The organism is Agromyces sp. GXQ0307 (assembly GCF_044769845.1).
Lineage (GTDB): Bacteria > Actinomycetota > Actinomycetes > Actinomycetales > Microbacteriaceae > Agromyces.
Genome location: NZ_JBIZVY010000002.1, coordinates 897,857 through 921,667, shown reverse-complemented (window position 1 = coordinate 921,667; position 23,811 = coordinate 897,857). Strand labels below are relative to the sequence as shown.

Genomic DNA, 23,811 nt, shown 5'->3' with positions numbered 1-23,811 from the left:
GACGGATGCGACTCTCCCGACTCTCGCGCACGACGCTCGCCGTCGTCGCCGGCCTCATCCTCGTGATCGTGTACGTGCCGCTCGGCGTCGTGCTCGTGAACTCCTTCTCGACCTCCACCTCGCTCAGCTGGCCGCCGCCCGGCTTCACGCTCGAGTGGTGGCAGCGCGCTTTCCAGTCGGCGGGCGCGATGGAGGCCGTCGGCACGAGCGTGTTCGTGGCGATCATCTCGACCGCGATCGCGCTCGTGCTCGGCACGTTGATCTCGTTCGCGCTGCAGCGCTTCGACTTCTTCGGCCGCCACACCGTGAACCTGCTCGTGATCCTGCCGATCGCACTGCCCGGCATCATCACGGGTATCGCGCTGAACAACTTCTTCCGGACGATCATGGGCGTGCCGCTCTCGATCTGGACCGTGATCATCGCGCACGCGACGTTCTGCATCGTCACGGTGTTCAACAACGTGATCGCGCGGCTCCGTCGCACGGGCACCAAGCTCGAGGAGGCGTCGGCCGACCTCGGTGCCGGGGTGTGGACGACGTTCCGGCTCGTGACCTTCCCGCAGTTGCGCTCCGCGCTCCTCGCGGGCGGGCTGCTCGCGTTCGCGCTCTCGTTCGACGAGATCATCGTGACGACGTTCACGGCCGGCTCCGGGGTGACGACGCTGCCGATCTTCATCCTGAACAACATGTTCCGGCCGAACCAGGCGCCGATCGTGTCGGTGATCGCGGTCGTGCTCGTGCTCGTCTCGATCATCCCGATCTGGCTCGCGCAGCGGCTCTCGAGCGACGAGCAGCAGCGGCGGTAGGGGCGCGGCGCGCGGTCGCCCGCCCCGCGCCGCCCCGCCCCGCCGCGGCCCGCCCCGCGCCGCCCCGCCCCGCCCCGCCCCGCCGCGGTCGAAATTCCACTTCCTGCGGGATCCGCTCATGGATTCCGTGCTCGCGTGGCATCTCGATCCACGGGGCGGGCGCTGGAGGGGCAGAATGGCGGCATGGATGCCACGCCGAAGTCGTCCTTCTCCGCCGCGCTGCCCGAGTGGCTGGTCGCCGAACTGCCGACGCTCACGGCACGCCCGCTGCCCGACGACGACGCGCGCATGGCGCTCGCGATCGAGCTCGCGGACCGGAACTGGCGGGAGGGCAGCGGCGGGCCGTTCGGGGCGCTCGTCGTCGACGCGGCATCCGGTGAACTGGTCTCCGCCGGAGTGAACCTCGTGCTCTCGAGCGGCCTGAGTTCGCTGCACGCCGAGGTCACCGCGATCTCGCTCGCGCAACGCCGGCTCGGTCGGTGGGACCTCGGCGCCGGAGGCGCCGAACTCGAGCTCGTCGTCAACTGGGCGACGTGCGTCATGTGCTACGGCGCCACCATGTGGTCGGGCGTGCGGCGGCTCGTGATCGCCGGCCACGGCGAGGAGTGCGAGCGGCTCACGGGCTTCGACGAGGGTCCGATGCCGGCCGACTGGATGGGGGAGTTCGAGCGCCGCGGCATCCGCGTGCATTCGGGGGTGCGCCGCGACGAGGCGATCGACGTGTTCCGCGCGTTCGGCGCGTCGGACGCGGTCGTCTACAACGCGCGCGGCGCGACCGAGCGGTAGGCCGGGCGCAGGGAGCGCCGCGATGGGGATCGACAACGACGTCTACGACCGGCTCGGCGCGACGTGGTGGGACGAGGACAATCCCCTGAACGTGCTGCACGGCAGCTTCACCCCTGCGCGGATGCGGTACTTCCGAAGGGTCCTCGACCGGCTCGGCATCTCGGGCGGCCGACTCCTCGACGTCGGCTGCGGCGCGGGATTCCTCTCCGAGGAGTTCGCACGGGCCGGCTTCGCGGTCACGGGGATCGATCCGTCGCCGGTGGCGATCGCGGCGGCACGCGCACACGCCGAAGCCCGCCGGCTCACTGTCGAGTACCTCGTCGGCGTGGGCGAGCAACTGAGGATCGACGACGCGAGCGTCGACGTGGTGGCCTGCTGCGACGTCCTCGAGCACGTGCCCGACGTCGATCGCGTGATCGCGGAGGTGGCGCGGGTCCTCCGGCCCGGCGGCGTGTTCCTCTACGACACGATCAGCCGGACCCGGCGCAGCCGCCTGCTCGTCATCCGCGCGATGCAGGAGTGGCGATGGACGCGGATCACGGACGCCGAGATCCACGACTGGGCGATGTTCATCACCCCGGCCGAGCTCTCGGCGACGCTCGACGGCCACGGCCTGGCCGTCGTCGAGACGGTCGGCCTGGCGCCCAGGGCCGGACTGGCGGCGATGGTGCGCGATCTGCTGCGCGTCCGACGGGGCCGGATGACCTACGGCGAACTGAGCCGGCGGATGGACTTCGGCGAGGTCGACGACCTCCGGGTGTCGTACCTGGGGTACGCGGTCCGGAGCGGATGACGCCGGCGGCCGGCCCGGACGTCGTCCGGACCGGCCGAGCGAGCGTCAGCGCTCGGGGTGCGGGCCGCGCCCTCCATTACGGCGGTCGGCGTGGTGCAGGTGCACGTGAACGTGGATGTCGTCGTGACGGCCCCGCCGACCGCGGCCGTGTCCGTGGTCGTGCCGGCGTCCGCCGTGCTCGTGGTCGCCGTGGTCGGCGTCGTGACCGTGGTGGTCGTCGAAGGCCGACGGATGCCGCATCGGCCGGCCGTGCGGCCCTCCGACCGCACACGGCGGGGTGCCCCACCGGGCGCCGCTGCGCCGCATCCAGGGGCCGGGGCCGAAACCGGGTCGACGTCGCCCGCGTCCGCGACGGGGCTCCGGCGTCGACTCGTCCCAGCCGAGTTCGCGGGCGATCGCCTCGAGCGAGGCGATGGTGGTGGCGTACTCCTCGTCGGAGACGGCCGTGCGCACGCGGTCGCGCACGGCCTGCACGCGCTCGGTGAGGCGGGCGAGCGCCTCGCGCCCCGCATCGGTCAGCGCCCAGGCGCCGGGCTCGCCGGTGACCCAGCCGCGCTCGACGAGGTCGTCGAGCTTGTGCGGACGCGCGGCCAGTCGTGCCTCGAGTCGCTCGTCGCGGATCTCGCCGGCGACGAGGTTGAGACGGCGCCACTCGCGCACGCCGACGCCCTCCTCGGCCAGTGCGGCGTCGATCTGGGCGACGATGCGCCGGTCGACGACCTTCAGCCAGAAGCCGAGGGGGCGGATGCCGCGGGGCGGCGTCTCCGATGGGTCGTTCGCGCCGTCGGCCTCGTCGGGCCGGTCGTGGACTTCGAATCGATCGTTGGTGTTCATGGGGAATCCTCTCGTGGCGCGGGTTCCGCGCCGGGTCCATGTTCTATGACATGCACATGCACTATGACATGTAATCTCATCGCATGTCAAGTGACATGTATTCTGGTGGGATGGACGAGCAGCGCCCGGGTCCGCAGAGCGGCGACCCCGTCGAACGCATCGAGGAGGCACTCGCGTCGCTCCGACGGGGCGGCCGGCCGCCGTGGGGTGCGCCGCACGGCGAGGGCGGCGAGCACCATCGTCACGGCGGGCCGTTCCGCGGGCCGCACGGCGGCCCGCTCGGTCGCGGCGGCCCCGGCGGCGGGCGCGGTCCGTGGGAGTTCCGAGTGGGCCCGGTCGCCCGTGCTCGCCTGCTCGCGATGCTCGATGCCGCGGACCGCCCGATGTCGGTGACCGAACTCGCCGGCGCGGTCGGCGTCGATCAGCCGAGGGCGAGCCGACTCGTCCAGGCGGTGGTGGAGGAAGGGCTCGCCGTGCGCGAAGCCGATCCCGATGACGCCCGGCGCACGCGCATCCGGATCACCGACGACGGGCGAACGGCGGTCCACGCCGCCACGTCGAGCCGGCGACGCGCGATCGAAGCCGCGCTCGACGGATTCACCCCCGAGGATCGCGAACGGTTCGCCGACCTCCTCGGCCGATTCGCCGACGGACTTCGCCGGGCGCACCCGCCGCACCGGTGATCACGTCGGCTGCCCGCTTCGACCTGCTCATCTGAGCAGCTACGTCGTAGGAACCTGCACATTTGCGGCCATCGCATGAACGGATCGCGACAGGCCTTCCCGATCGCACGGGACCTCCATAGGCTGACGCCCGTCCGGGGGTCAGGGTGGCCCCCTGTCGCGTGCCGGAGGTGCCGAGATGCAACGACCCGTCCAACGCCTGACCGTGGGGCTCACCGCGGCCGCCCTCATGGGGGTGGGAATCGCGGTGCCGGCGGGTGCCGCAGTCGCGGACGAGGTCGTGCCATCCGACCTCATCATCAGCGAATACGTCGAGGGGACGTCCTTCAACAAGGCCGTCGAGCTCTACAACCCGACCGAGGCCGACATCCCGCTGGCCGGCTACTCGCTCGAGGTGTACTTCAACGGCAGCGCAACGGCCTCGACGGCGGGAACGTTCGCCCTGTCGGGCACCGTCGGCGCAGGCGACGCCTTCGTGTTCGCCGACGAGGACCTCACCACGTACGCCGACCAGATCACGGCGAGCAACCTGTGGAACGGCGACGACGCGATCGTCCTGAGGCACGACGGCGCGGTGGTCGACTCGCTCGGCCAGGTCGGCTTCGACCCCGGCAGCGAGTGGGGCACGGGCCTCACGTCGACCATGGACAACACCATTCGCCGGAACGCGAACGTCTGCGTCGGCGACACGGTGATCGACGATGTGTTCGATCCGTCCGTCGAGTGGACCGGTTACGCGGTGAACACGTTCGACGGCCTCGGCTCGCACACCGTCGACTGCGACGGCACGCCTCCGCCTCCGCCGGTCGCCGACTGCGACGCCGATGTCGTCGCGATCGGAGCGGTGCAGGGCTCCGGCAGTGCATCGCCGCTCGTCGGCTCCAGCGTCGAGATCGAAGGCGTCGTCGTCGGCGACTTCCAGGTCGGCGGATTCAACGGGTACTACGTGCAGGACGAGCGCGACGGCGACCCCGCCACCTCCGACGGCGTCTTCGTGTACGCACCCGGCGGAGCCGCGGTCGACGAGGGCGACCTCGTGCACGTGGTCGGCACCGTCAGCGAGTTCAACGGGCTGACCGAGATCACCGCGACGGTCGTCTCGACCTGCGACACCGGTCTCGCGCTGCCGCCGGCGGTCGAGGTGACGCTCCCGTGGGACGACGCCACCTACGAGGCGCTCGAGGGCATGCGCGTGACGCTCCCGCAGGAACTCACCATCATCGAGTACTTCAACTTCGACCGATTCGGCGAGATCGTGCTCGGCACCGACCGGCAGATGCAGCCGACCGCTGTGTACGAGCCCGGATCGCCCGAGGCGATCGCGCTCGCCGACGCCAATCGCGTGAACCGGATCACGCTCGACGACGGGCGAAGCGCGCAGAACCCCGACCCGGCCATCCACCCGAACGGTGAGGAGTTCACGCTCGCGAACACCTTCCGCGGCGGCGACCTGGTGCAGAACGTCACGGGTGTGCTCGACTACCGGTTCAACCTGTGGCGCGTGCAGCCCACCGAGGGCGCCGACTACACCGCGGCCAACCCCCGAACCGACGTCCCCGAGGTCGGCGGCAACTTCACGGTCGCGAGCTTCAACGTGCTGAACTACTTCACGACGCTCGGGTCGCGCGGCGCGGCGACGCCCGAGGAGTTCGAGCGGCAGGAGTCGAAGATCGTGTCCGCGCTCGCCGAGATCGACGCCGACGTGTTCGGCCTGATCGAGATCGAGAACAACGGCGATGACGAGTTCAGCGCGCTCGACACCCTGGTCGCCGCGCTCAACGAGAAGCTCGGCGCGGAGGTCTACGCCGCGGTCGACACCGGCGTGATCGGAACCGACGAGATCACGACGGCGTTCATCTACAAGCCGTCCGCGGTCGAACTCGCCGGCGACGACGCGATCCTCGACGAATCGATCGACCCGCGGTTCGACACCGACTTCAACCGGCCGGCGCTCGCGCAGACGTTCGCCGACGTGGAGAGCGGCGAGGAGGTCACGGTCGTCGTGAACCACTTCAAGTCGAAGGGCAGCGACTGCGACGACGTCGGCGACCCCGACACGGGCGACGGCCAGGGCAACTGCAACCTGACCCGCACCGCGGCCGCCGAGGCGCTCGCCGATTGGCTCGCCACCGGTCCGACCGGAGCCGAGCCGGGCCGGGACCTCATCATCGGCGACCTCAACTCGTACGACAAGGAGGACCCGATCCAGGCGCTGACGGACGCGGGCTACACCGACCTGCTGCTCAGCGAGCAGGGCGAGAACGCCTACTCGTACGTCTTCGACGGACAGATCGGCTACCTCGACTACGCGCTCGTCGGCCCGGGCCTGCTGCCGAAGGTGACCGGCGCCTCGACGTGGTCGGTCAACGCCGACGAGCCCGACCTGCTCGACTACCTCATGGGCTTCAAGCAGGACGCTCAGGACGCGATCTTCGCGCCCGACGCGTACCGCTCGAGCGACCACGACCCCGTGCTCGTCGGCTTCGACCTCGTGCCGCCGGAGCTCTCGGTCACGGTCGACCCCGAGGTCGTCTTCCCGCCGAACGCCAAGTGGCGCACGGTGACGTTCGACATCGAGGCGACGGATGACTCGGGCGAGGTCTCGGTCGAGCTGATCGAGGCGACGGCCGAGGGCCACAAGGCGCAGGTCGAGGTGATCTCCGACACCGAGGCGCGGGTGCTCGCCCGTCAGGGTGCGGTCTACACGTTCCTCTTCGAGGCGACCGACCCGAGCGGCAACACCACCACGCAGGAGGTGACGGTCACGGTCGGGCCGTAGTCCCGCCCCCAGCCCGACGGCGCGTCGCTCCCCTCCCCGGGGCGGCGCGCCGTCGTCGTGTGCGCGTCGCTATCGCGTCGCAGGGCTCGCCGCGGCATCCGTCGCACGCTGCGGCACCCTCACGAACAGCATGAGCACGAGTCCGGCGGCCAGCACGAGCACGATGCCGAGCACGCCCCAGTAGGTCGCGCCGAACAGCGCGATGAACGTCGACCAGAGCAGCGGCGAAAGGAAGCTCGCGGCTCGGCCGGTGGTCGCATACAGGCCGAAGATCTCGCTCTCGCGGCCGGCGGGCGTCACGCGCGCGAGGAACGAACGTGAGGCCGCCTGCGCCGGGCCGACGAAGAGGGTCAGGATGAGGCCGAAGATCCAGAACGGCAGCTTTCCGGCGTCGTGCAGGAAGAACACGACGAGTCCTGCGCCGACCAGCCCGCTGAGCGCGGTGAGGATGACCGCGCGCGGGCCGAACCGGTCGTCGAACCGGCCGGCGATGATCGTCGAGACGCCCGCGAGCAGGTTCGCGGCGATGCCGAAGATCATCACCTCGTTCGAGGTGAAGTGGAAGGCGACGGCGGCGATGACCGCACCGAACGCGAAGACGCCCGCGAGTCCGTCGCGGAACACCGCGCTCGCGAGCAGGAACCAGAACGTCGGACGCGACTCGCGCCAGAGGCGCACGATGTCCTGCACGAGCACCGCGTAGCTCCGGAGGAACCCGACCCGGGCGCGTCCGGGCGCGGGAGGCGCCTCGGGCACGAACACGAGCACGGGCCACGCGAACACGAGGGTCCACACGGCGCAGCCGACGGCGATCACCCGGTAGACGAGTCCGTCGTCGGTCGGCATGCCCCACCAGTCGAAGCTCGTCGCGACCACGACGAGCACGAGGGCCACGATGCCGCCGAGGTAGCCGAGGCCCCAGCCGAGGCCCGAGACCTTGCCGACGGTCTTCGGCGTCGACACCTGCACGAGCATCGCGTTGTAGTTCACGCCCGCGATCTCGCTGAACACCGTGCCGGCCGCGATGAGCGAGATGCCGAGCACGAAGAACGACGCGGTGCCCTGCACGAAGAAGAGCCCGAACATGCACGCGACGAGCGCCGCCGTGGCGCCGGCCAGCCAGAGCTTCCGTCGCCCCGCGACATCCGCCCGCTGCCCCAGCACCGGGGCCAGCACGGCGATGAGGACACCCGCGATCGTGATCGCCCAGCCGAGGCCGCTCGCGAGCTCGGCGAGCCCGCGCTCGTACGCGGGGTCGCCCTCACCGAGCGCCGCGACGGCCGGATCGAGGAACCAGTCGCTCGTGAGGTAGAGCGCCGTGAAGACGAAGGTGAGGATGACCGAGTTGAACGGCTGCGTCGCCCAGTCCCAGAGCGCCCACGACCAGACCTGCCGCTTCGGGACGATGCGCTCGCCCTGCAACTCGAGGCCGGTGACCGCGCGCAGCTCAGCGGTCGAGAGGGGTGGTGCGACCGCGCCGGGGCGGGTCGGGAGCGGGGCTTCGGGCGGTTGGGGCTGGTCGGTCATGGGGGCACTCTTCCGACGAGGGGTGAACGGGCGGTGACGGCGCGCCCGGCCCTGCCGATCCACGTCGATCCCGTGCAGGCTAGCGCCTCCGGTTCCGTGCGCGACAGCAGCACGCGGTGGCGCCGTCCACCTGCCCGGCGCCCGGAGCCGGCCTCAGAACGCTCCCGCGCTCGGGCTTCCCGTGCCCGTGCCTGTGCCGTGGCTCAGGCGGCCGCTTCGGCCGCGCTCTCCCGCTTGATCGCCGAGAGCTCGAACTCCAGCGTGATCTTCTCCGACACGAGCCATCCGCCCGAGTCGAGCGCCATGTTCCACTCGAGGCCGAACTCGCGTCGATCGATGCGGCGGGTGCCCTCGAAGCCCGCGCGGAGCGCGCCGAACGCGTCGGTCTCGACGCCGGTGAACTCGATCGGGATGGTGATCGGCTTCGTCACGTCGCGGATCGTGAGGTCGCCCGACACCACGAGCGCGTTGTCGCCGACCTCCTCGATCCGCGTGCTGCGGAACGTGATGTCGGGGTACGTCTCCGCGTCGAAGAAGTCGGCGCTGCGCAGGTGCTCGTCGCGCTGCGCGTTGCGCGTGTCGACGCTCGCGACCTTGAGCACGATCTCGGCCGTCGACGCGTCGGGGTCGTCGAAGTCGACGTGCAACGCCCCGGTCAGCTCGTTGAAGGCGCCGCGCACGGTCGCCACCATCGCGTGCTTGGCCGAGAAGCCGATGCGGGTGTGAGCGGGGTCGAGGTCCCAGTCGCCGCTCAGGTCGGGTCCGGTGTCGGTCATGATCTCCCCAGGGTCGTTCACCAAAACTCCCACAGTCTCTCATCCCCCGGCTGATCGGATGCCACGTGGGCGCCGATCGCGTCGGCCGGGCGCACCCGCGGCGCCGCCCGACCGACGGATCAGCTCACCTCGTCACGTCGCCGACCAGCTCGGCGAAGAGCTCCTCCGCGTCGCACTCCAGCCGCTGCCGGGTGAACCACTCGCACACGTTGACGCAGTCGCGGTGCAGCAGGTCGAACCCGTTCGGGTTCGCGACGACGTCGACGACCTGCGGCAGGTCGATCGCGACCACGCGGCCCCCGTCGACGAGCAGGTTGTACGGCGAGAGGTCGCCGTGCGCGAGGCCGGCGTGCGCCAGCGTCCGCATGAACGCGGCGACCTGGTGGAACAGCTCGCGCAGTTCGTCGGGCGTCGCTCGCACCTGGGCGAGTCGCGGCGCGGCGATCCGGCCCTCGCCGATGAACTCCATGAGCACCTCGGTCTCGCTCACCTGCACGGGATACGGGACGGCCGCCCCGAGCTCGGTGAGTCGCGACAGCGCCGCGAACTCGGCGTACGCCCACTCGACGCGCGCGACCTCGCGGCCGTACGACGACGAGCGCTGCACGGCACGCACGTCGCGGGAGCGGCGCGTGCCGCGCCCCTCGGTGTAGATCGCCGACCTGTGGAAGAGCCGGTTCTCGGCGCCGCGGTACCGCTTCGCGGCGAGCAGCGTCGCGTTCCCGGGCACGTCGGACGGCGCGCCGGGCACCGCACGTTCGATGAGCCAGAGGTCGGCCTCCTTGCCGCTCTTCACGATGCCGAGCTCGGTGTCGATCGCGGCGGCGGAGGTGACGAGCCAGTCGGGCCGCGGCTGCGGCCCGCGCTCGCTGGGCTGGGTCGCCGGCCAGGTCGACCAGCGCTGGTCCTCTCCCGGCTCGACGTCCGAGAAGGCGAGTGGGGCGGATGCCGCGCCGAACGGCGCGACGGATGCCGCGCGGCGCGCGGCGGGATCGTCCAGGGACGACAGCATGTTCACGGTGGTGTCTCCGAGATCGTGGAGGCCACCGGCGCTGGATGCTAGCGGGCGGCCTCGCAGGGAAGGGTGTCTGCGATACGCGCGACAAGGACGGTGTTCATCGCTTCACTCCTTCCGCTCTCGGCCCGCTTCGGGCGCTGGGGTCGCCGTGAGGTGGCGACGGATGCCGCGTGGCGCGGCCCGCATGAGCATACGCCGCCCTGCGGCATCCGTAAAGGCCTCGCCGGTCGCGAGGCGGGGCTGCGGGGCGCCCGGATTCAGGCGGGCGTGACGGCCGCGGCCGCCTCGTCCTCCTCGGTGGCGACGAGCTGCCCGCAGGCGCCGTCGATCTCCTTGCCCCGGGTGTCGCGGATGGTGGTCGGAATCCCGGCGTCCGACAGGCGGCGCACGAACTCGCGCTGCACGTCGACCTCCGACGCGGTCCAGATCGAGCCGGGCGTCGGGTTCAGCGGGATCGGGTTGACGTGCACCCACCCGCGGCCGCGCTCGTTGAGCTTCTCGGCGAGCAGGTCGGCGCGCCATCCGTGGTCGTTCATGTCCTTGATGAGCGCGTACTCGATCGACACGCGGCGACCGGTCTTCTCGAAGTACTCGCGCGCGGCATCGAGCGCCTCGTCGACCTTCCAGCGCGAGTTCACCGGGATGAGCTCGTCGCGCAGGCCGTCGTCGGGGGCGTGCAGGCTGAGCGCGAAGGTCACGGGCACGTGCTCGTCGGCGAGCTTGCGGATCGCGGGCACCAGCCCGACCGTCGAGACCGTGATGTTCCGCGCCGACATGCCGAGGCCGGTCGGGGCCGGCGCCGCCATCGTGCGCACCGCGCGCATGAGGCGGGCGTAGTTCGCGAGCGGCTCCCCCATGCCCATGAACACGATGTTCGACACGCGCTCGGGCGTGCCGTCGTCGGCGCGCTTGCCATGCAGGGCGCCTGACGCGATGACGCGGTTCGCCTCGACGACCTGCGCGAGGATCTCGGCGGCCGACATGTTGCGCGTGAGGCCGGCCTGGCCGGTCGCACAGAACGGGCAGTTCATGCCGCAGCCGGCCTGGCTCGACACGCACAGCGTGATGCGACCCGGGTAGCGCATGAGGACCGACTCGACCAGGGCGCCGTCGTGCAGCTTCCAGAGGAACTTGATCGTGTCGCCGCGGTCGGTCTCGAGGCGCTTCACCTCGGTGAGCAGCGGCGGGAGGAGGCCGGCGACGAGCTCCTCGCGGCCCTCGGCCGGGAGGTCGGTCATGTCGGCGGGGTCGCTCGTCCACCGCGTGAACCAATGGCGTGCGACCTGCTTCAGGCGGAACGCCGGAACGCCGAGCTCCTCGGCCTTCGCCTTCCACTCCTCGGGCGCGAGGTCGGCGAGGTGGGCCGGCGGCTTGCCGCGCTTGGGCGAGGCGAACTGCAGCAGCGGGCGGCCGTCGGCGTCCTTCGCCTGCTGCCACCCCTCGGTCTTCGGGCGCACCTGTCGGGGCTTCGTCGAGCGGATGCCGCTTCCGCGCGTCTCGCGGACAGCGCCGTCGGGCGGGGTCGCCCCGGCCTCCGCGGGGCGTGCGGGGGTCTCGGGCGCGTCGGTCGGCATGCCCCAAGGGTACGCGCCGGGTCCGAGCGTCGGCTGGACGGGCGCACCGGCGCACGGGGCGGGCGGCGCGCGCCGGTGACCGCATGCGCCCTCGACCCGGTGCGCTCAGCTCGCGGCGAGCAGGAACTCAGCGAAGACGGGCGAGCTCAGGTAGGTCAGCGTGCCCGACTCGAGGACGACGACGGGGCTGGTGCCGTTCGCCGCATCGGGCTGCCCGCGCCATCCGCCCGGAACCGGGTCGTCGTCGTGCGTGTAGCCGGAGGACTCGAGCTGCGCGAGCCACTCCTGTTCGTCGTCGCCGACCGCGATCTGGGCGACGTCGAGCACGAGGTCGGTGTTCGGCTTCCCCCAGGAGCACACGAGGCCGCCCGCCTCCTCGACCTCGAGTGGGATCGGGTCGAACAGCGTCGCGGCGCGCGGCTCGAGGCCGTCCGCCTCGAGCTTCGTGTAGGCGTCGGGCGTGAGCACCGTCTCGCAGGTGGCGGGGATCGTCGTCGCGTCGGGCACGGGCTCGGGTACGGGCTCGGAGCTCGGCGGATCGGCGGTCGCGGCGGTGGAGGCGGCCGGCTTCGTCGTGCCCGACCGTGCGCCCTCGCCGCCGGTGCATGCGGCGAGGCCGAGCACGAGCAGGACGGCGACGACCGGCGCGACGCTGCGCGGGTGGGTGAGTCGGGTCATCCGCTCAGCGTAGGGCGATGTGGGGGCCGAGGCGGGCGTTCTGCACAGCGCCCCGACCCGGCCCCCACCCGGCGCTCCGTCGCTACGGCGTCGTCCAGTCGGCGGGCGGCTTCACCTGGTCGTAGAGCCAGATCTGGAAGAACTCGTCGAGGTCCTCGCCCGAGACCTCCTCGTAGACCTCCTGGAAGTCCTCCGAGGTACCGGCGGAGTCGTCGTACCGATCGAGCCACAGCTGCGCGCCCTCGAAGAACGCGGTGTCGCCGAGTTCGACGCGCAGCGCGTGCAGGGTCGCGGCGCCGCGGTTGTACACCTGCGACGCGAACAGGCCCAGCTCGCCCGGATCGCCGATCTGGAGCTCCCAGTAGTCGGCGCCGCGCGGGGCGTTGTACCAGTTGTCGTACGCGGCCTGCGCCGTGCGGATGCCGCGCTCCTCGTTCCACATCCAGTTCGCGTAGGTCGCCCAGCCCTCGTTGAGCCAGATGTCCTGCCACCGCTCAGGGCTCACCGCGTTGCCGAACCACTGGTGCGCGAGTTCGTGCGAGACGGTTCCCTCGCTCGCCTGGGAGGAGTAGACCGGCCGCGTCTGCGTCTCGAGCGCGTAGCCCACGGTGTCATCGTCCACGATCGAGCCGTAGGCGACGAACGGGTACGGACCGAACTTCGACTCGAAGAAGTCGATCATCGCGACCTGCCGTCCGAGGCTCGCGTTCGTCGTCGCGAGACGTGTCGGCGAGAGATCGATGTCGACGGCGTCGATGATCGGCACACCGCTGCCCGAGGAGTACGCCTCGCGGAGGTCGAAGTCGCCGACCGAGGCGGTGGTCAGGTAGCTCGCCTGCTGGTCCGGAGCGTCCCAATACCAGGTGGTCCACCCGTCGGCCGTCTCCTCGGGCTTCGGCTGGACGCCGTTCGCGACCGCGACCTTGCCTTCGGGCACCGTGATCTCGAACGAGTAGGTCGCCTTGTCGGTCTGGTGGTCGCTGACGGGATACCAGGTCATCGAACCCTCGGGTTCGCTCGCGACGAGGGCCCCGTCGCGCGTGGTCACCCAGCCGTACAGCGCATTCTCGATATCGCGGGGCCGCATCGTCGTCCCGCCGTATTCGATGACGACCCGCACGGACTGGCCTGCCTTGACCTTGGGCCGCGGCTGCACCGTGAGCTCCCAGACGCGCGCCGCGTCGTCCTGTACGTGCCAGAATGCCGCGCCATCCACCTCTTCTCCGGGGAGTGGCGGGGCGACGGATGCCGCGGGCCGCCCGCGCACACTCACCGCGTGCACCGCCATGCCGCGCAGGTCGAGGTTGAACCGGTCGAGGTCCTGCGTCGCGATGAGGTCGATCGTCGCGACTCCCTCGAACTCGCCCTCGAGCGGTGCGGGCGCCGGTGCCGGAGGCGTGTACCGGATGTCGAGGTCGTAGTGCTGCACGTCGTAGCCGCCGTTGCCCGCGAACGGGAAGTACGCGTCGCCGACGCCGGAGGCGCCGGCGACGTAGCGCGGGCCTCCGGGCTTTCCGGGGGCCGCTGCCGCGCCCGCGGCGCCGATCGTTCCCAGGGCCAGCGTCGCGACCGCGATGCCGCCGACCCATCTCGTGCTCGATCTCATCCCCGCAACTCCCCTCGCGCGTCCGTGCCCGAACTCTATGTGTGGAGACCTCCCTCCGGTAGCCCCCGCCCACGGACCCGTCGTCGAGATGCCGGTTGCGGCGCGTTCAGGGGTGCTGGAACCGCGCGAAGTGGCATCTCGGCGTGACGCAGCGCGACGCGAGGACGGCGGCATGGCGCGCAGCGTCAGGGGTGGTGCGCGTGCGACCAGCCGCGGGAGCGGAGGGCGCGTTCGAGCTGCGCCAGTGCGCGCTGCGGCGGAAGCATCCGGCCGATCCGGATCACGATCCAGCCGTCGGCCGCGAGGTCGTTCAGGCGCTCGACGTCCCGATGGAACTGCCGGTCATCGGTGCGATGCTGTTCGCCGTCGTACTCCAGGAGCACGCGGTACGCGCGGAACACGAGGTCGCCGTGCGTCGTCCAACCTGACGCGAGCTCGATGGGCGCGTTGAGCTCGGGGTCGGGGAAGCCGGCCCGCCCGACACGCAGGCGGAGGAGCGATTCCCGGCGCGAGGCCGATCCCGCGCGCACCTCGGCGAGGGCGTCGCGCAACCGGACGGCGCCGCGTCGAGACCCGTGCCTCCTGACCGCGGCACGAAGTTCCTCCGGCGTCGCGAGCGGTCGGCGCCAGCCGACGAGTCGGTCGCCCGCGGCGACGAGGTCGTCTGTGCTGAGCGAAGCGGCGAGCTGGCACCACGCGTCTGCGGGAGCGACGAGGCGCACGCCCCGGTGTCGCGCGGTCGGGATGCCGGCGCCCAGGCGGTGCCCGACGACGTCGCGCATGCGTGGCTCGCGGTGCGGTGCAGGTACCGCGACATGCAGCGGGAGTGGCTCGCGCCCGGGGAGCGGCAGGCCCCAGAGCTGCGCAGCGGTCGCATGGCTGAACACGTGCCCCGGAGGCATCCGCTCTGCGTAGGCGCGGCAGAGCCCTTCGAGCGTCTCGGTGCCGGCGGGCGCGCGCACCGCGCGGAACGGGACCTCCAGGTCGCGCGCCCGGAGTCGGGCGCGCGTGACACCGAGTTCGGCGGCTCGACGCACGTGGAAGGGTCGACCGGCGATCGGGGCAGGGAGCGCTGACGGCGTCGTCACACGGTCAGCCTCCCGGTGCAGCAGTGCCGGATGTCGCGGGGGGACCCAACCAGTCGTGCCACTCCCCGGTGGCCGTCATGTGCAGGACGACTCCCGCGCACGCGCCTGCCCCACCGCGCCGCCCTATCGGTCTCTCATCCGTGCCCGCCGAGATGCCAGTTGCGGCGCAGAAGGGCGCCCAGGGGCATGCACATGTGGCATCTCGAGTCGTGGACGGGTGATGGGGAGGTCTGGCAGGGACGGGTGATGGGTGATGGGGAGGGGAGGTCTGGCAGGGCTGGGGGAGGGGAGAAGTGGAAGTTGGAGAGGGACTGGAATACTGGGAGAGCGCCGAGAGTTGAGTCGACTAGGCTCAAGTTCAGCCGGCTCGACTTGACATCGATTCGGGCGGGTCCGACACTTGAGTCGGCGAGGCTCAAGTCTCGCCGAACACGGACTTCGGTCGCGGGCGGTCACCGCCGGGCCGATCGCCGGAGGGCGACCAACGCGAGGCCCCCGGCAGAAGGAGAGACACACATGTCACGTGCAGTCGGAATCGACCTGGGCACCACGAACTCGGTCGTCAGCGTCCTCGAGGGCGGCGAGCCCGTCGTCATCGCGAACGCCGAGGGCTTCCGCACCACCCCGTCGGTGGTCGCGTTCACGAAGGACGGCGAGGTGCTCGTCGGCGAGACCGCCAAGCGCCAGGCCGTGACGAACGTCGACCGCACCATCTCGTCGGTCAAGCGCCACATGGGCACCGACTGGAAGTCGGCGTCGATCGACGGCAAGGAGTACACGCCGCAGGAGATCTCGGCGCGCATCCTGCAGAAGCTCAAGCGCGACGCCGAGCAGTACCTGGGCGACACCGTCACCGACGCGGTCATCACCGTGCCGGCGTACTTCAACGACGCCGAGCGCCAGGCCACGAAGGAGGCCGGCGAGATCGCGGGCCTGAACGTGCTCCGCATCATCAACGAGCCCACTGCGGCCGCCCTCGCCTACGGCCTCGACAAGGGCAAGGAGGACGAGCTCATCCTCGTCTTCGACCTCGGCGGCGGCACGTTCGACGTGTCCCTCCTCGAGGTGGGCAAGGACGACGACTTCTCGACCATCCAGGTCCGCGCGACCGCCGGCGACAACCGCCTCGGCGGCGACGACTGGGACCAGCGCATCGTCGACCACCTGATCAAGCGCTTCAAGGACACGACGGGTGTCGACGTCTCGAAGGACAAGATCGCCCTGCAGCGCCTGAAGGAGGCCGCGGAGCAGGCCAAGAAGGAGCTGAGCTCGAGCATGAGCACCAGCATCCAGCTGCCCTACCTCTCGCTGACCGAGTCGGGCCCGGCCAACCTCGACGAGACGCTCACCCGCGCCCAGTTCGAGAACATGACGAGCGACCTGCTGGACCGCACGAAGAAGCCGTTCGAGGACGTCATCCGCGAGGCCGGCATCAAGCTGTCCGACATCGCCCACGTCGTGCTCGTCGGCGGTTCGACCCGCATGCCGGCCGTCTCCGACCTGGTCAAGAAGGAGACCGGCAAGGAGCCGAACAAGGGCGTGAACCCCGACGAGGTCGTCGCCGTGGGCGCCGCCCTGCAGGCGGGCGTCCTGAAGGGCGAGCGCAAGGACGTGCTGCTCATCGACGTCACGCCCCTGAGCCTCGGCATCGAGACCAAGGGCGGCATCATGACCAAGCTCATCGAGCGCAACACGGCCATCCCGACCAAGCGCAGCGAGACCTTCACGACCGCCGACGACAACCAGCCGTCGGTCGCGATCCAGGTCTTCCAGGGCGAGCGCGAGTTCACCCGCGACAACAAGCCGCTCGGCACGTTCGAGCTGACCGGCATCGCCCCGGCGCCCCGCGGCATCCCGCAGATCGAGGTCACGTTCGACATCGACGCCAACGGCATCGTGCACGTGTCCGCGAAGGACAAGGGCACCGGCAAGGAGCAGTCGATGACGATCTCGGGCGGCTCGGCGCTGCCCAAGGAGGACGTCGAGCGCATGGTCCGCGACGCCGAGGAGCACGCGGCCGAGGACAAGAAGCGCCGTGAGTCCGCCGAGACCCGCAACCAGGCCGAGCAGCTCGCCTACTCGGTCGAGAAGCTCATCAAGGACAACGACGACAAGCTCCCCGCCGACGTCAAGTCGGAGGTCCAGGGCGACGTCGACGCGCTGAAGTCGGCCCTCGCGGGCGACGACGACGACGCGGTGAAGTCGGCCTTCGAGAAGCTCTCGCAGTCGCAGGGCAAGCTCGGCGAGGCGATCTACGCCCAGGGCCAGCAGGCGGATGCCACGGCCGGCGCGAACCCCGGCGAGGACGCGAACGCCTCGGGCGAGCAGGGCGCCGAGTCCTCCGACGAGGACGTGGTCGACGCCGAGGTCATCGACGACGAGGACGAGAAGAAGTAACCATGACCGACGAGAACCAGAACCACGACGAGCCGATCATCCGGGACAAGCGGCGGATCGACCCCGAGACGGGTGAGGTTCGCAAGGCGCCCGAGGGGGCGGAGACGTCCGCCCCCGAGGGGGCGCCCGGTGCGACGGATGCCGCGGCATCCGCCTCGCCGGAGGCCGTCGACGCCGACACGGTCGCCGAGGGCGACGAGGAGCTGACGGTCGACGACATCCTCAACGCGGCCCAGGCCGAGGTCGAGGACCCGTCGGCCGAGCACCTCGCCGACCTCAAGCGCGTGACCGCGGAGTACGCCAACTACCGCAAGCGCACCGAGGCGAACCGCGAGGTCGAGCGCGAGCGCGCGATCGGCGCGACCGTCGCCGTCCTGCTGCCCGTGCTCGACGATCTCGACCGGGCCGAGAAGCACGGCGACCTCGACGGCGACACCCCGTTCGCGACGATCGCGGCGAAGCTGCGCGCGTCGATCGAGAAGCTGGGCCTCGCGAAGTTCGGCGAGGTCGGCGAGCCGTTCGACCCGCAGCGCCATGAGGCGATCTTCCAGCAGCACTCCGACGAGGTCGAGGTCGACACGGTCGCCGACGTCGTCGAGACCGGCTACCTGCTGGGCGGCACGCTGCTGCGTGCGGCGAAGGTCGTCGTCAAGACGCCCGCGTGAGCGGCATCCGTCGCCGACGGTGGTCGAGTAGGGCGGAGCCCGTATCGAGACCTCGCAACAGGTCTCGATACGGGCCTCCGGTCCTACTCGACCACCGGGAGCACTAGATTTCGAGGGAGGAGGCGCCGATGGCCAGCCAGGATTGGTTCGACAAGGACTTCTACGCCACGCTCGGCGTCTCGAAGGACGCGAGCGACGCCGACATCAAGAAGGCGTACCGCAAGCTCGCGCGCAAGTACCACCCCGACCAGAACCCGGGGGATGCCGCGGCCGAGGCGAAGTTCAAGGAGATCAGCGAGGCCAACTCGGTGCTCTCCGATCCCGAGGAGCGGAAGGAGTACGACGCCGTGCGGGCCATGGGCGGCGGCGCACGCTTCACCGCTCCAGGCGGCGCCGGCGCGGGCGGCTTCGAGGACGTCTTCGGCGGCATGTTCGGCCAGCAGGGCGGCGGGCAGCGCTACACGTTCCGCCAGGGCGGCGGGGGCGGCGACTACGACGACCTGCTCGGCGGGCTCTTCGGCGGCGGCCGATTCGGCCAGCCGACCGGCGGCTACCGCGGCTACGGCGGGCCGACGAAGGGCCGCGACGTGACCGCGTCGACCACGCTCGACTTCATCACCGCGACCAAGGGCGACCGCATCACGCTGCAGACCGCCGAGGGTCGCGAGATCAGCGTCAACGTTCCCGCGGGCGTCGCCGACGGCCAGAAGATCCGGCTGCGCGGCAAGGGGCACCCGTCCCCCGACGGCGGCGAGGCCGGCGACATCGTGCTCACCGTGAAGGTGCGCAAGCACCCGGTGTTCGAGCGTGACGGACTGAACCTCCGCGTCACCGTGCCCGTCACCTACGCCGAGGCGGCGCTCGGCGCGACCATCCAGGTTCCGACCCTCGGCGGAGAGCCCGTGAAGCTGCGCGTCGCGCCCGGCACCCCGAGCGGCCGCGTGCTGCGCGTCAAGGGCCGCGGCGTCGAGACGAAGAAGGGCACCGGCGACCTGCTCGCGGTCGTCCAGGTCGCGGTGCCGGCGCATCTGTCGAAGGACGCCGAGGAGAAGCTGCGCGCGTTCGCGGCGCAGCTGCCCGACGAGGACCCCCGCGAGGACCTCCTCGCCAAGGCCCGGAGCGCCTGATGCAGGTCGACGGCGAGATCCCGCTGTTCGTCATCTCGGTCGCGGCCGAGCTGGCGGGCATGCACCCCCAGACGCTCCGCCAGTACGACCGCATGGGCCTCGTCTCCCCGAAGCGAACCGCCGGCAAGTCCCGTCGCTATTCGATGCGGGATGTCGCGCAGCTCCGCGAGATCCAGCAGCTCTCGAGCGAGGGCGTGAGCCTCGAGGGCATCCGCCGCGTGCTCGGCCTCGAGAACGAGGTCAACGAGCTGCGCCAGCGCGTGCGCGAGCTGGAGCGCGCGCTCGCCGACGAGATGCTGAACCGTCCGGGCCGCCGCGTGTTCGCGGCCGGAGCCGAGGGCGAGGTCGTCACGCTCCGTTCGGGCACGCGCGTTCGGCGCGAGAACGCGGTCGTCGTCTGGCGCCCGCTCGAGCGCGGCTGAGCCGCGGCATCCGTCGCCTCGCCCTCGCCTCCGCGCCCGCGGGTGTGCGAGGCTGTGCCTAGCGCGCCGGGGGGCGGCGGGCGGGTGCGACCCACGGGGGCGACGATGACGGATGACACCGACGACATCGAGATGCCGGCACCGACTCCGGCGCAGCTCCTCGTGCTCCTCGTGCCCGCGATCATCATCGGAGCGCTGTGCGCGCTGGTCCTCCGCGCGCTCGACGTCGCGGCGGGCGGGTTGCAGCAGGTGCTGTGGACGGCGCTGCCCGACGCGCTCGGCGTCGAGCCCGACGGCTGGTGGATCGTGGTGGTGCTCACGGCCACCGGCTTCGCGGTGGGTCTCGGCCTGCAGTTCCTGCCGGGGCACGGCGGACCGGACTCCGCGACGACCGAGCTCGTTGCGGAGCCGTTGAAGCTCCGCACCCTGCCGGGTCTCGTCATCGTCACGGCGCTCGCGCTCGCCGGCGGCGTGAGCCTCGGCCCGGAGAACCCGATCATCGCGGTCAACGTCGCGCTCACGGTCGCGCTGCTCGGTCGCATGATGCCGCGGGTCGGCGCGAAGCTCGGCATGCTCATGGCCGCGTCCGGCACGATCGGCGCCCTGTTCGGCTCGCCCGTCGCCGCGGCCCTGCTCTTCACGGGGACGCTCGCCGCCGTGCGCGGGGGCGGCGCGCTCTGGGACAAGCTGTTCCTGCCGCTCGCCTCGGCGGCCGCCGCGGCGGGCACCATGCACGTGCTCGGCGCCCCGCCGCTGCAGTTCACCCTGCCCACGGCGCCCACGACGCCGCTGCTGCTTGTCGCCGGCATCGTCATCGCCGTCGCGGGTGTGGTGATCGGCCTCGCCGGGGCGTTCGTCTTCCCGTTCGTGCACCGGGCGTTCCATTCGCTCCGCCAACCGTTGCTCATCGCGACCGCGGGCGGCCTCGTGCTCGGGCTGCTCGGGTTGCTCGGCGGCCCGATCACGCTGTTCAAGGGGCTCGACCAGATGGGGGAGCTGTTCGAGGATCCGGACGCCTACGATGCCGGGCAGCTCGTCGTGATCGTGCTGGTCAAGCTCGTCGCACTGATCGTGGCGGCCAGCGCGGCGTTCCGCGGCGGCCGCATCTTCCCCGCGGCGTTCACCGGGGCAGCGCTCGGCATGCTCGCGCACGCGCTCATCCCGTCCCTGCCGATCGCGCTCTGCGTCGCGAGCGCGCTCATCGGGATCCTGCTCGTGATGGCGAAGGACGGATGGCTCGCGCTGTTCGTCGCGGCGGCGGTCGCGGGCGATATCGCGCTGCTGCCGTGGCTGTGCGTGATCATCCTCCCGGCGTGGCTGCTGGTGTCGAAGGCGCCGGAGTTCCGGATCGTGCCGAAGGCGGCTCCGGCGCCTGCCGGGGCGGATGCCGCAGCGCCGGCCGAGGCGGACGGCGAGCGGCCGCCGACGGCCTGACGTTCAGCCGCGCCCCAGTCGATCGGTCATGCGCGCGCGCCTGCCGGGAGGATCTCGCCGAGGAGCTCCTCGATGCGGCGGCGGATCTCGTCGCGGATCGGACGCACCGCCTCGATGCCCTGGCCGGCCGGGTCGTCGAGCTCCCAGTCCTCGTAGCGCTTGCCGGGGAAGATCGGGCAGGCGTCGCCGCAGCCCATGGTGATCACGACGTCGGATTCGCGGACGGCTTCGGTCGTGAGCACCTTGGGCGTGTTGCCGGCGATGTCGATGCCCTCCTCGGCCATGGCCTCGACGGCGACGGGGTTGATCTCGTCCTTCGGGGCGGAGCCGGCCGAGCGCACCTCGACGCGGTCGCCGCCGAGTGCGCGCAGGTAGCCGGCGGCCATCTGCGAGCGGCCCGCATTGTGCACGCAGACGAACAGGACGGTGGGCTTGTCGGACATGGCGACCCTTTCGCTCGATCTCCTCGAAGCATAGATCGCCATCTATGAATTGTCGAGCGGATGCCGCGGGGCGAGCGCGCTTCGTCAGCCGAGGCTCGCGATGAGTTCCCGCACCCGGCGATCGATGTCGTCGCGGATGCCCCGGACCTCCGTGAGCGGACGACCGACCGGATCGTCGAGTTCCCAGTCCTCGTAGCGCTTGCCCGGGTAGACCGGGCATGCGTCGCCGCAGCCCATCGTGATCACGACGTCGGCCGCGCGGACGACCTCGTCGGTCAGCGGCTTCGGGTAGGCGCCGCCGACGGGCACGCCGATCTCGTCGAGCACGCCCACGACGGCGGGCGACACGGCGTCGGCGGGTTCGGACCCGGCCGTGCGGACGTGCACGCGGTCGCCGGCGAGGTGCCGCAGGATGGCGGCGGCCATCTGCGAACGGCCGGCGTTCTGCACGCACACGAACAGCACCTCGGGCGTGGTCGAGCCGGGCGCACCGCCCTGCGCCGCGAGCGCGGCGAGGCGCTCGGCGGCGAAGCCCGCTGCGCGTGACGTGAATCGCGTCGAGACGCCGCTCCGCTCGGCGAGGAGGTCGCGGCTCTCGCGTACGTAGCGCTCGACGGTCTCGCGGCCGAAGGTTCCCGCGAAGCGGGCGGCGAGGTCGTCGACGACGCGTTCGATCGCCGCCTCGTCGGGCGCCGCCGCGGGTGCGCCGAGGAGCTCGGTGACGCGGTCGAGCCGGTCGGGCGCGATCGAGTACCAGGCGCGGCGCCCCTCGGGCTCGCGCACGAGCACGCCCTCGTCGAGCAGCGCCTTCGCGTGGTGCGACACGGTCGGCTGACGGAGCCCGAGCTCGTCGGCGAGCGCGGTCACCGTGGTGCGACCGTCGGGGTTCGCGAGGATCAGCGAGAGCATGCGGGCGCGCGTCGGATCGGCGATCAGCGCGAGGCCGCCGGCCGCGGCATCCGCCCCACCCGTGTGCATAGACCTCAGTCTATGCAATGCGGCGACGTCGCGACCGGCCCGTCAGCAGCAGCCGCTCGAGCCGTCGAGGCTCGTCGAGCACACGCCCGTGGCAGGCAGCGCGAGCTGCACGTTCGCCGCACCGGCCGTGTCCCCCGCGAGCCACGCCGCGATCGAACGCACCTGCTCGTACCCGGTCGCGAGCAGGAACGTCGGCGCCCGGCCATAGCTCTTCATGCCCGCGAGGAAGAACCCGTCCTCCGGCTGGCGCAGCTCGGCGAAGCCGTGCGGCTCGACCGTGCCGCACGTGTGCACGTTCGGGTCGATGAGCGGCGCGAGCCGCTTCGGCGCCTCGACGACCTCGTCGAGCTCGAGGCGGACCTCGCGGAGCATGTCGAGGTCGGGCTTGAACCCCGTCGCGTTCACGATGACGTCGGTCTCGTGTTCGACGAGCGCGCCGGCGCGCGAGCCGACGACGCGCACGCCGCCGTCGGCGGCCCGGTCGAGCCGCACGATCTCGAACCGGTCGAGCACGTCGATGCGCCCGGCGGCGACGAGGTCGCCGACGCGACGTCCGATCGAGGCGCGCGCGGCGAGCCCGTCGTCCTCCGAGGTCGTGACGCGGACGGCCGAGGCGTTGCGGATCGCCCACGTGATGCGGGTCTCGGGCACCTCGCGCGCGAGCGCGGCGAGGGCGAGCAGGGTGTTCGCGGCGGAGTGCCCGGCGCCGACGACGGTGACTCGGCGGCCCGCGAAGCGGACGCGGTCGGCGCCGAGCACGTCGGGCAGGGCGTGCGTCACCGAGTCCGCGACCTCGTCGAGCCCGAGGGGGTCGAGACCGCTCGAGCCGAGTCGGTTCGGCGTGCGCCAGGTGCCCGACGCGTCGATGACGGCGCGGGCCGCGACATCCTGCACCCGACCGGATGCCTCGCGCACCCGTAGTACGAACGGCGTCGTGGCGCGGCCGGCGGTGCGGGTCCGGTCCATGCCCTCGCGGGCGACGGCGGTCACGTCGACGCCGAAGCGGATGCGCGACGCGATCGGCTCGAGCGCGGCGAGCGGTTCGAGGTACTGTTCGACGAGTTCGGCGCCGGTGGGCAGGCGGCCCTCATCGGGGTGCTCCCAGTCGGATGCCTCGAGCAGGCGCCGCGAGGCGGGGTCGACGAGCATGCGCCACGGCGAGAAGAGTCGGATGTGCCCCCATTCGCGGATGCTCGCGCCCACCCGGTCGCCGGCCTCGTAGACGATGACGTCGATTCCCCGCTCGAGCAGGTTCGCCGCGGCGGCGAGGCCGATCGGACCGGCGCCGATGATCGCGACGGGCAGGGTGTCGAGGCGCTCGGAGCGCGTCGACGGTCGGGTGAGGTCGAGCAGGGTCATGGCTGGCCTTTCGGACATATCGAAGTTCGTCGATGCCC

21 protein-coding genes are annotated in these 23,811 nt (G+C 71.6%); 10 read left to right on the top strand and 11 right to left on the bottom strand.

The features are described from left to right. The first annotated feature begins 5 nt into the window (after positions 1-5). The 3 genes from ACIQH8_RS09600 to ubiG all read left to right on the top strand — a co-directional run bounded on the left by ACIQH8_RS09600 (position 6) and on the right by ubiG (position 2,385). Positions 6-806 (top strand): ABC transporter permease, encoded by an 801-nt coding sequence (locus ACIQH8_RS09600; protein ID WP_400997626.1) that lies wholly within the window; start codon positions 6-8, stop codon positions 804-806. A gap of 183 nt (positions 807-989) precedes the next feature. Then, positions 990-1,592 carry a nucleoside deaminase gene (locus ACIQH8_RS09595; RefSeq protein ID WP_400997623.1) on the top strand — a complete coding sequence of 201 codons (603 nt, stop codon included), beginning with the start codon at positions 990-992 and terminating at the stop codon, positions 1,590-1,592. A 22-nt stretch (positions 1,593-1,614) separates the two neighbouring features. After that, on the top strand, positions 1,615-2,385 hold the full coding sequence (gene ubiG, locus ACIQH8_RS09590; RefSeq protein WP_400997620.1) for a bifunctional 2-polyprenyl-6-hydroxyphenol methylase/3-demethylubiquinol 3-O-methyltransferase UbiG: 771 nt from the start codon (positions 1,615-1,617) through the stop codon (positions 2,383-2,385). Positions 2,386-2,430: 45 nt separating this feature from the next. Here the strand turns inward: ubiG and ACIQH8_RS09585 are convergent, their stop codons facing one another. Next, positions 2,431-3,219, bottom strand: coding sequence for a MarR family winged helix-turn-helix transcriptional regulator (locus ACIQH8_RS09585; protein ID WP_400997617.1), 789 nt, complete (start codon positions 3,217-3,219; stop codon positions 2,431-2,433). A 110-nt stretch (positions 3,220-3,329) separates the two neighbouring features. Here ACIQH8_RS09585 and ACIQH8_RS09580 point away from each other — a divergent pair, with 110 nt between their 5' ends. Next, positions 3,330-3,902: a MarR family winged helix-turn-helix transcriptional regulator gene (locus ACIQH8_RS09580; protein WP_400997614.1), complete on the top strand. Its 573-nt coding sequence runs from the start codon at positions 3,330-3,332 to the stop codon at positions 3,900-3,902. Positions 3,903-4,080: 178 nt separating this feature from the next. Beyond that, positions 4,081-6,681, top strand: a complete 2,601-nt coding sequence (locus tag ACIQH8_RS09575; protein ID WP_400997611.1) for an ExeM/NucH family extracellular endonuclease — start codon at positions 4,081-4,083, stop codon at positions 6,679-6,681. Between the two features lie 69 nt (positions 6,682-6,750). Here ACIQH8_RS09575 and ACIQH8_RS09570 read toward each other — a convergent pair whose 3' ends face one another. The 7 genes from ACIQH8_RS09570 to ACIQH8_RS09540 all read right to left on the bottom strand — a co-directional run bounded on the left by ACIQH8_RS09570 (position 6,751) and on the right by ACIQH8_RS09540 (position 14,948). Then, positions 6,751-8,208 (bottom strand): MFS transporter, encoded by a 1,458-nt coding sequence (locus ACIQH8_RS09570; RefSeq protein ID WP_400997608.1) that lies wholly within the window; start codon positions 8,206-8,208, stop codon positions 6,751-6,753. Between the two features lie 203 nt (positions 8,209-8,411). Continuing rightward, positions 8,412-8,984, bottom strand: a complete 573-nt coding sequence (locus ACIQH8_RS09565) for a YceI family protein (RefSeq protein ID WP_400997605.1) — start codon at positions 8,982-8,984, stop codon at positions 8,412-8,414. A 124-nt stretch (positions 8,985-9,108) separates the two neighbouring features. Further along, a complete protein-coding gene (locus tag ACIQH8_RS09560; protein WP_400997602.1) occupies positions 9,109-9,996 on the bottom strand; it encodes a serine protein kinase RIO in 888 nt (295 codons plus the stop codon). A 263-nt stretch (positions 9,997-10,259) separates the two neighbouring features. Continuing rightward, a complete protein-coding gene (rlmN, locus tag ACIQH8_RS09555) occupies positions 10,260-11,576 on the bottom strand; it encodes a 23S rRNA (adenine(2503)-C(2))-methyltransferase RlmN (protein WP_400997599.1) in 1,317 nt (438 codons plus the stop codon). 105 nt (positions 11,577-11,681) lie between these two features. Next, positions 11,682-12,254: a hypothetical protein gene (locus tag ACIQH8_RS09550; protein WP_400997596.1), complete on the bottom strand. Its 573-nt coding sequence runs from the start codon at positions 12,252-12,254 to the stop codon at positions 11,682-11,684. An 82-nt stretch (positions 12,255-12,336) separates the two neighbouring features. Next, positions 12,337-13,860: a M1 family metallopeptidase gene (locus ACIQH8_RS09545; protein WP_400997593.1), complete on the bottom strand. Its 1,524-nt coding sequence runs from the start codon at positions 13,858-13,860 to the stop codon at positions 12,337-12,339. A 185-nt stretch (positions 13,861-14,045) separates the two neighbouring features. After that, entirely contained in the window at positions 14,046-14,948 is a 903-nt protein-coding gene (locus tag ACIQH8_RS09540) for a hypothetical protein (RefSeq protein WP_400997590.1), read from the bottom strand. Positions 14,949-15,464: 516 nt separating this feature from the next. Between ACIQH8_RS09540 and dnaK the strand changes: the two genes are divergently transcribed. The 5 genes from dnaK to ACIQH8_RS09515 all read left to right on the top strand — a co-directional run bounded on the left by dnaK (position 15,465) and on the right by ACIQH8_RS09515 (position 20,993). Then, positions 15,465-17,345 (top strand): molecular chaperone DnaK, encoded by a 1,881-nt coding sequence (gene dnaK, locus ACIQH8_RS09535; RefSeq protein WP_400997587.1) that lies wholly within the window; start codon positions 15,465-15,467, stop codon positions 17,343-17,345. Between the two features lie 2 nt (positions 17,346-17,347). Further along, positions 17,348-18,010, top strand: coding sequence for a nucleotide exchange factor GrpE (locus ACIQH8_RS09530; RefSeq protein WP_400997583.1), 663 nt, complete (start codon positions 17,348-17,350; stop codon positions 18,008-18,010). A gap of 128 nt (positions 18,011-18,138) precedes the next feature. Then, a complete protein-coding gene (locus ACIQH8_RS09525) occupies positions 18,139-19,137 on the top strand; it encodes a DnaJ C-terminal domain-containing protein (RefSeq protein ID WP_400997580.1) in 999 nt (332 codons plus the stop codon). Continuing rightward, positions 19,137-19,559, top strand: coding sequence for a heat shock protein transcriptional repressor HspR (locus tag ACIQH8_RS09520; protein WP_400997577.1), 423 nt, complete (start codon positions 19,137-19,139; stop codon positions 19,557-19,559). The genes ACIQH8_RS09525 and ACIQH8_RS09520 overlap by 1 nt, the downstream gene beginning before the upstream one ends. Before the next feature lie 105 nt (positions 19,560-19,664). Further along, a complete protein-coding gene (locus tag ACIQH8_RS09515) occupies positions 19,665-20,993 on the top strand; it encodes an ion channel protein (protein ID WP_400997574.1) in 1,329 nt (442 codons plus the stop codon). A gap of 26 nt (positions 20,994-21,019) precedes the next feature. Here the strand turns inward: ACIQH8_RS09515 and ACIQH8_RS09510 are convergent, their stop codons facing one another. The 3 genes from ACIQH8_RS09510 to ACIQH8_RS09500 all read right to left on the bottom strand — a co-directional run bounded on the left by ACIQH8_RS09510 (position 21,020) and on the right by ACIQH8_RS09500 (position 23,773). Continuing rightward, positions 21,020-21,436 carry an arsenate reductase ArsC gene (locus ACIQH8_RS09510; protein ID WP_400997571.1) on the bottom strand — a complete coding sequence of 139 codons (417 nt, stop codon included), beginning with the start codon at positions 21,434-21,436 and terminating at the stop codon, positions 21,020-21,022. Positions 21,437-21,520: 84 nt separating this feature from the next. Then, positions 21,521-22,414, bottom strand: a complete 894-nt coding sequence (locus ACIQH8_RS09505; RefSeq protein ID WP_400997568.1) for a metalloregulator ArsR/SmtB family transcription factor — start codon at positions 22,412-22,414, stop codon at positions 21,521-21,523. 42 nt (positions 22,415-22,456) lie between these two features. Beyond that, positions 22,457-23,773: an FAD-dependent oxidoreductase gene (locus tag ACIQH8_RS09500; RefSeq protein WP_400997565.1), complete on the bottom strand. Its 1,317-nt coding sequence runs from the start codon at positions 23,771-23,773 to the stop codon at positions 22,457-22,459. Positions 23,774-23,811: the final 38 nt, after the last annotated feature.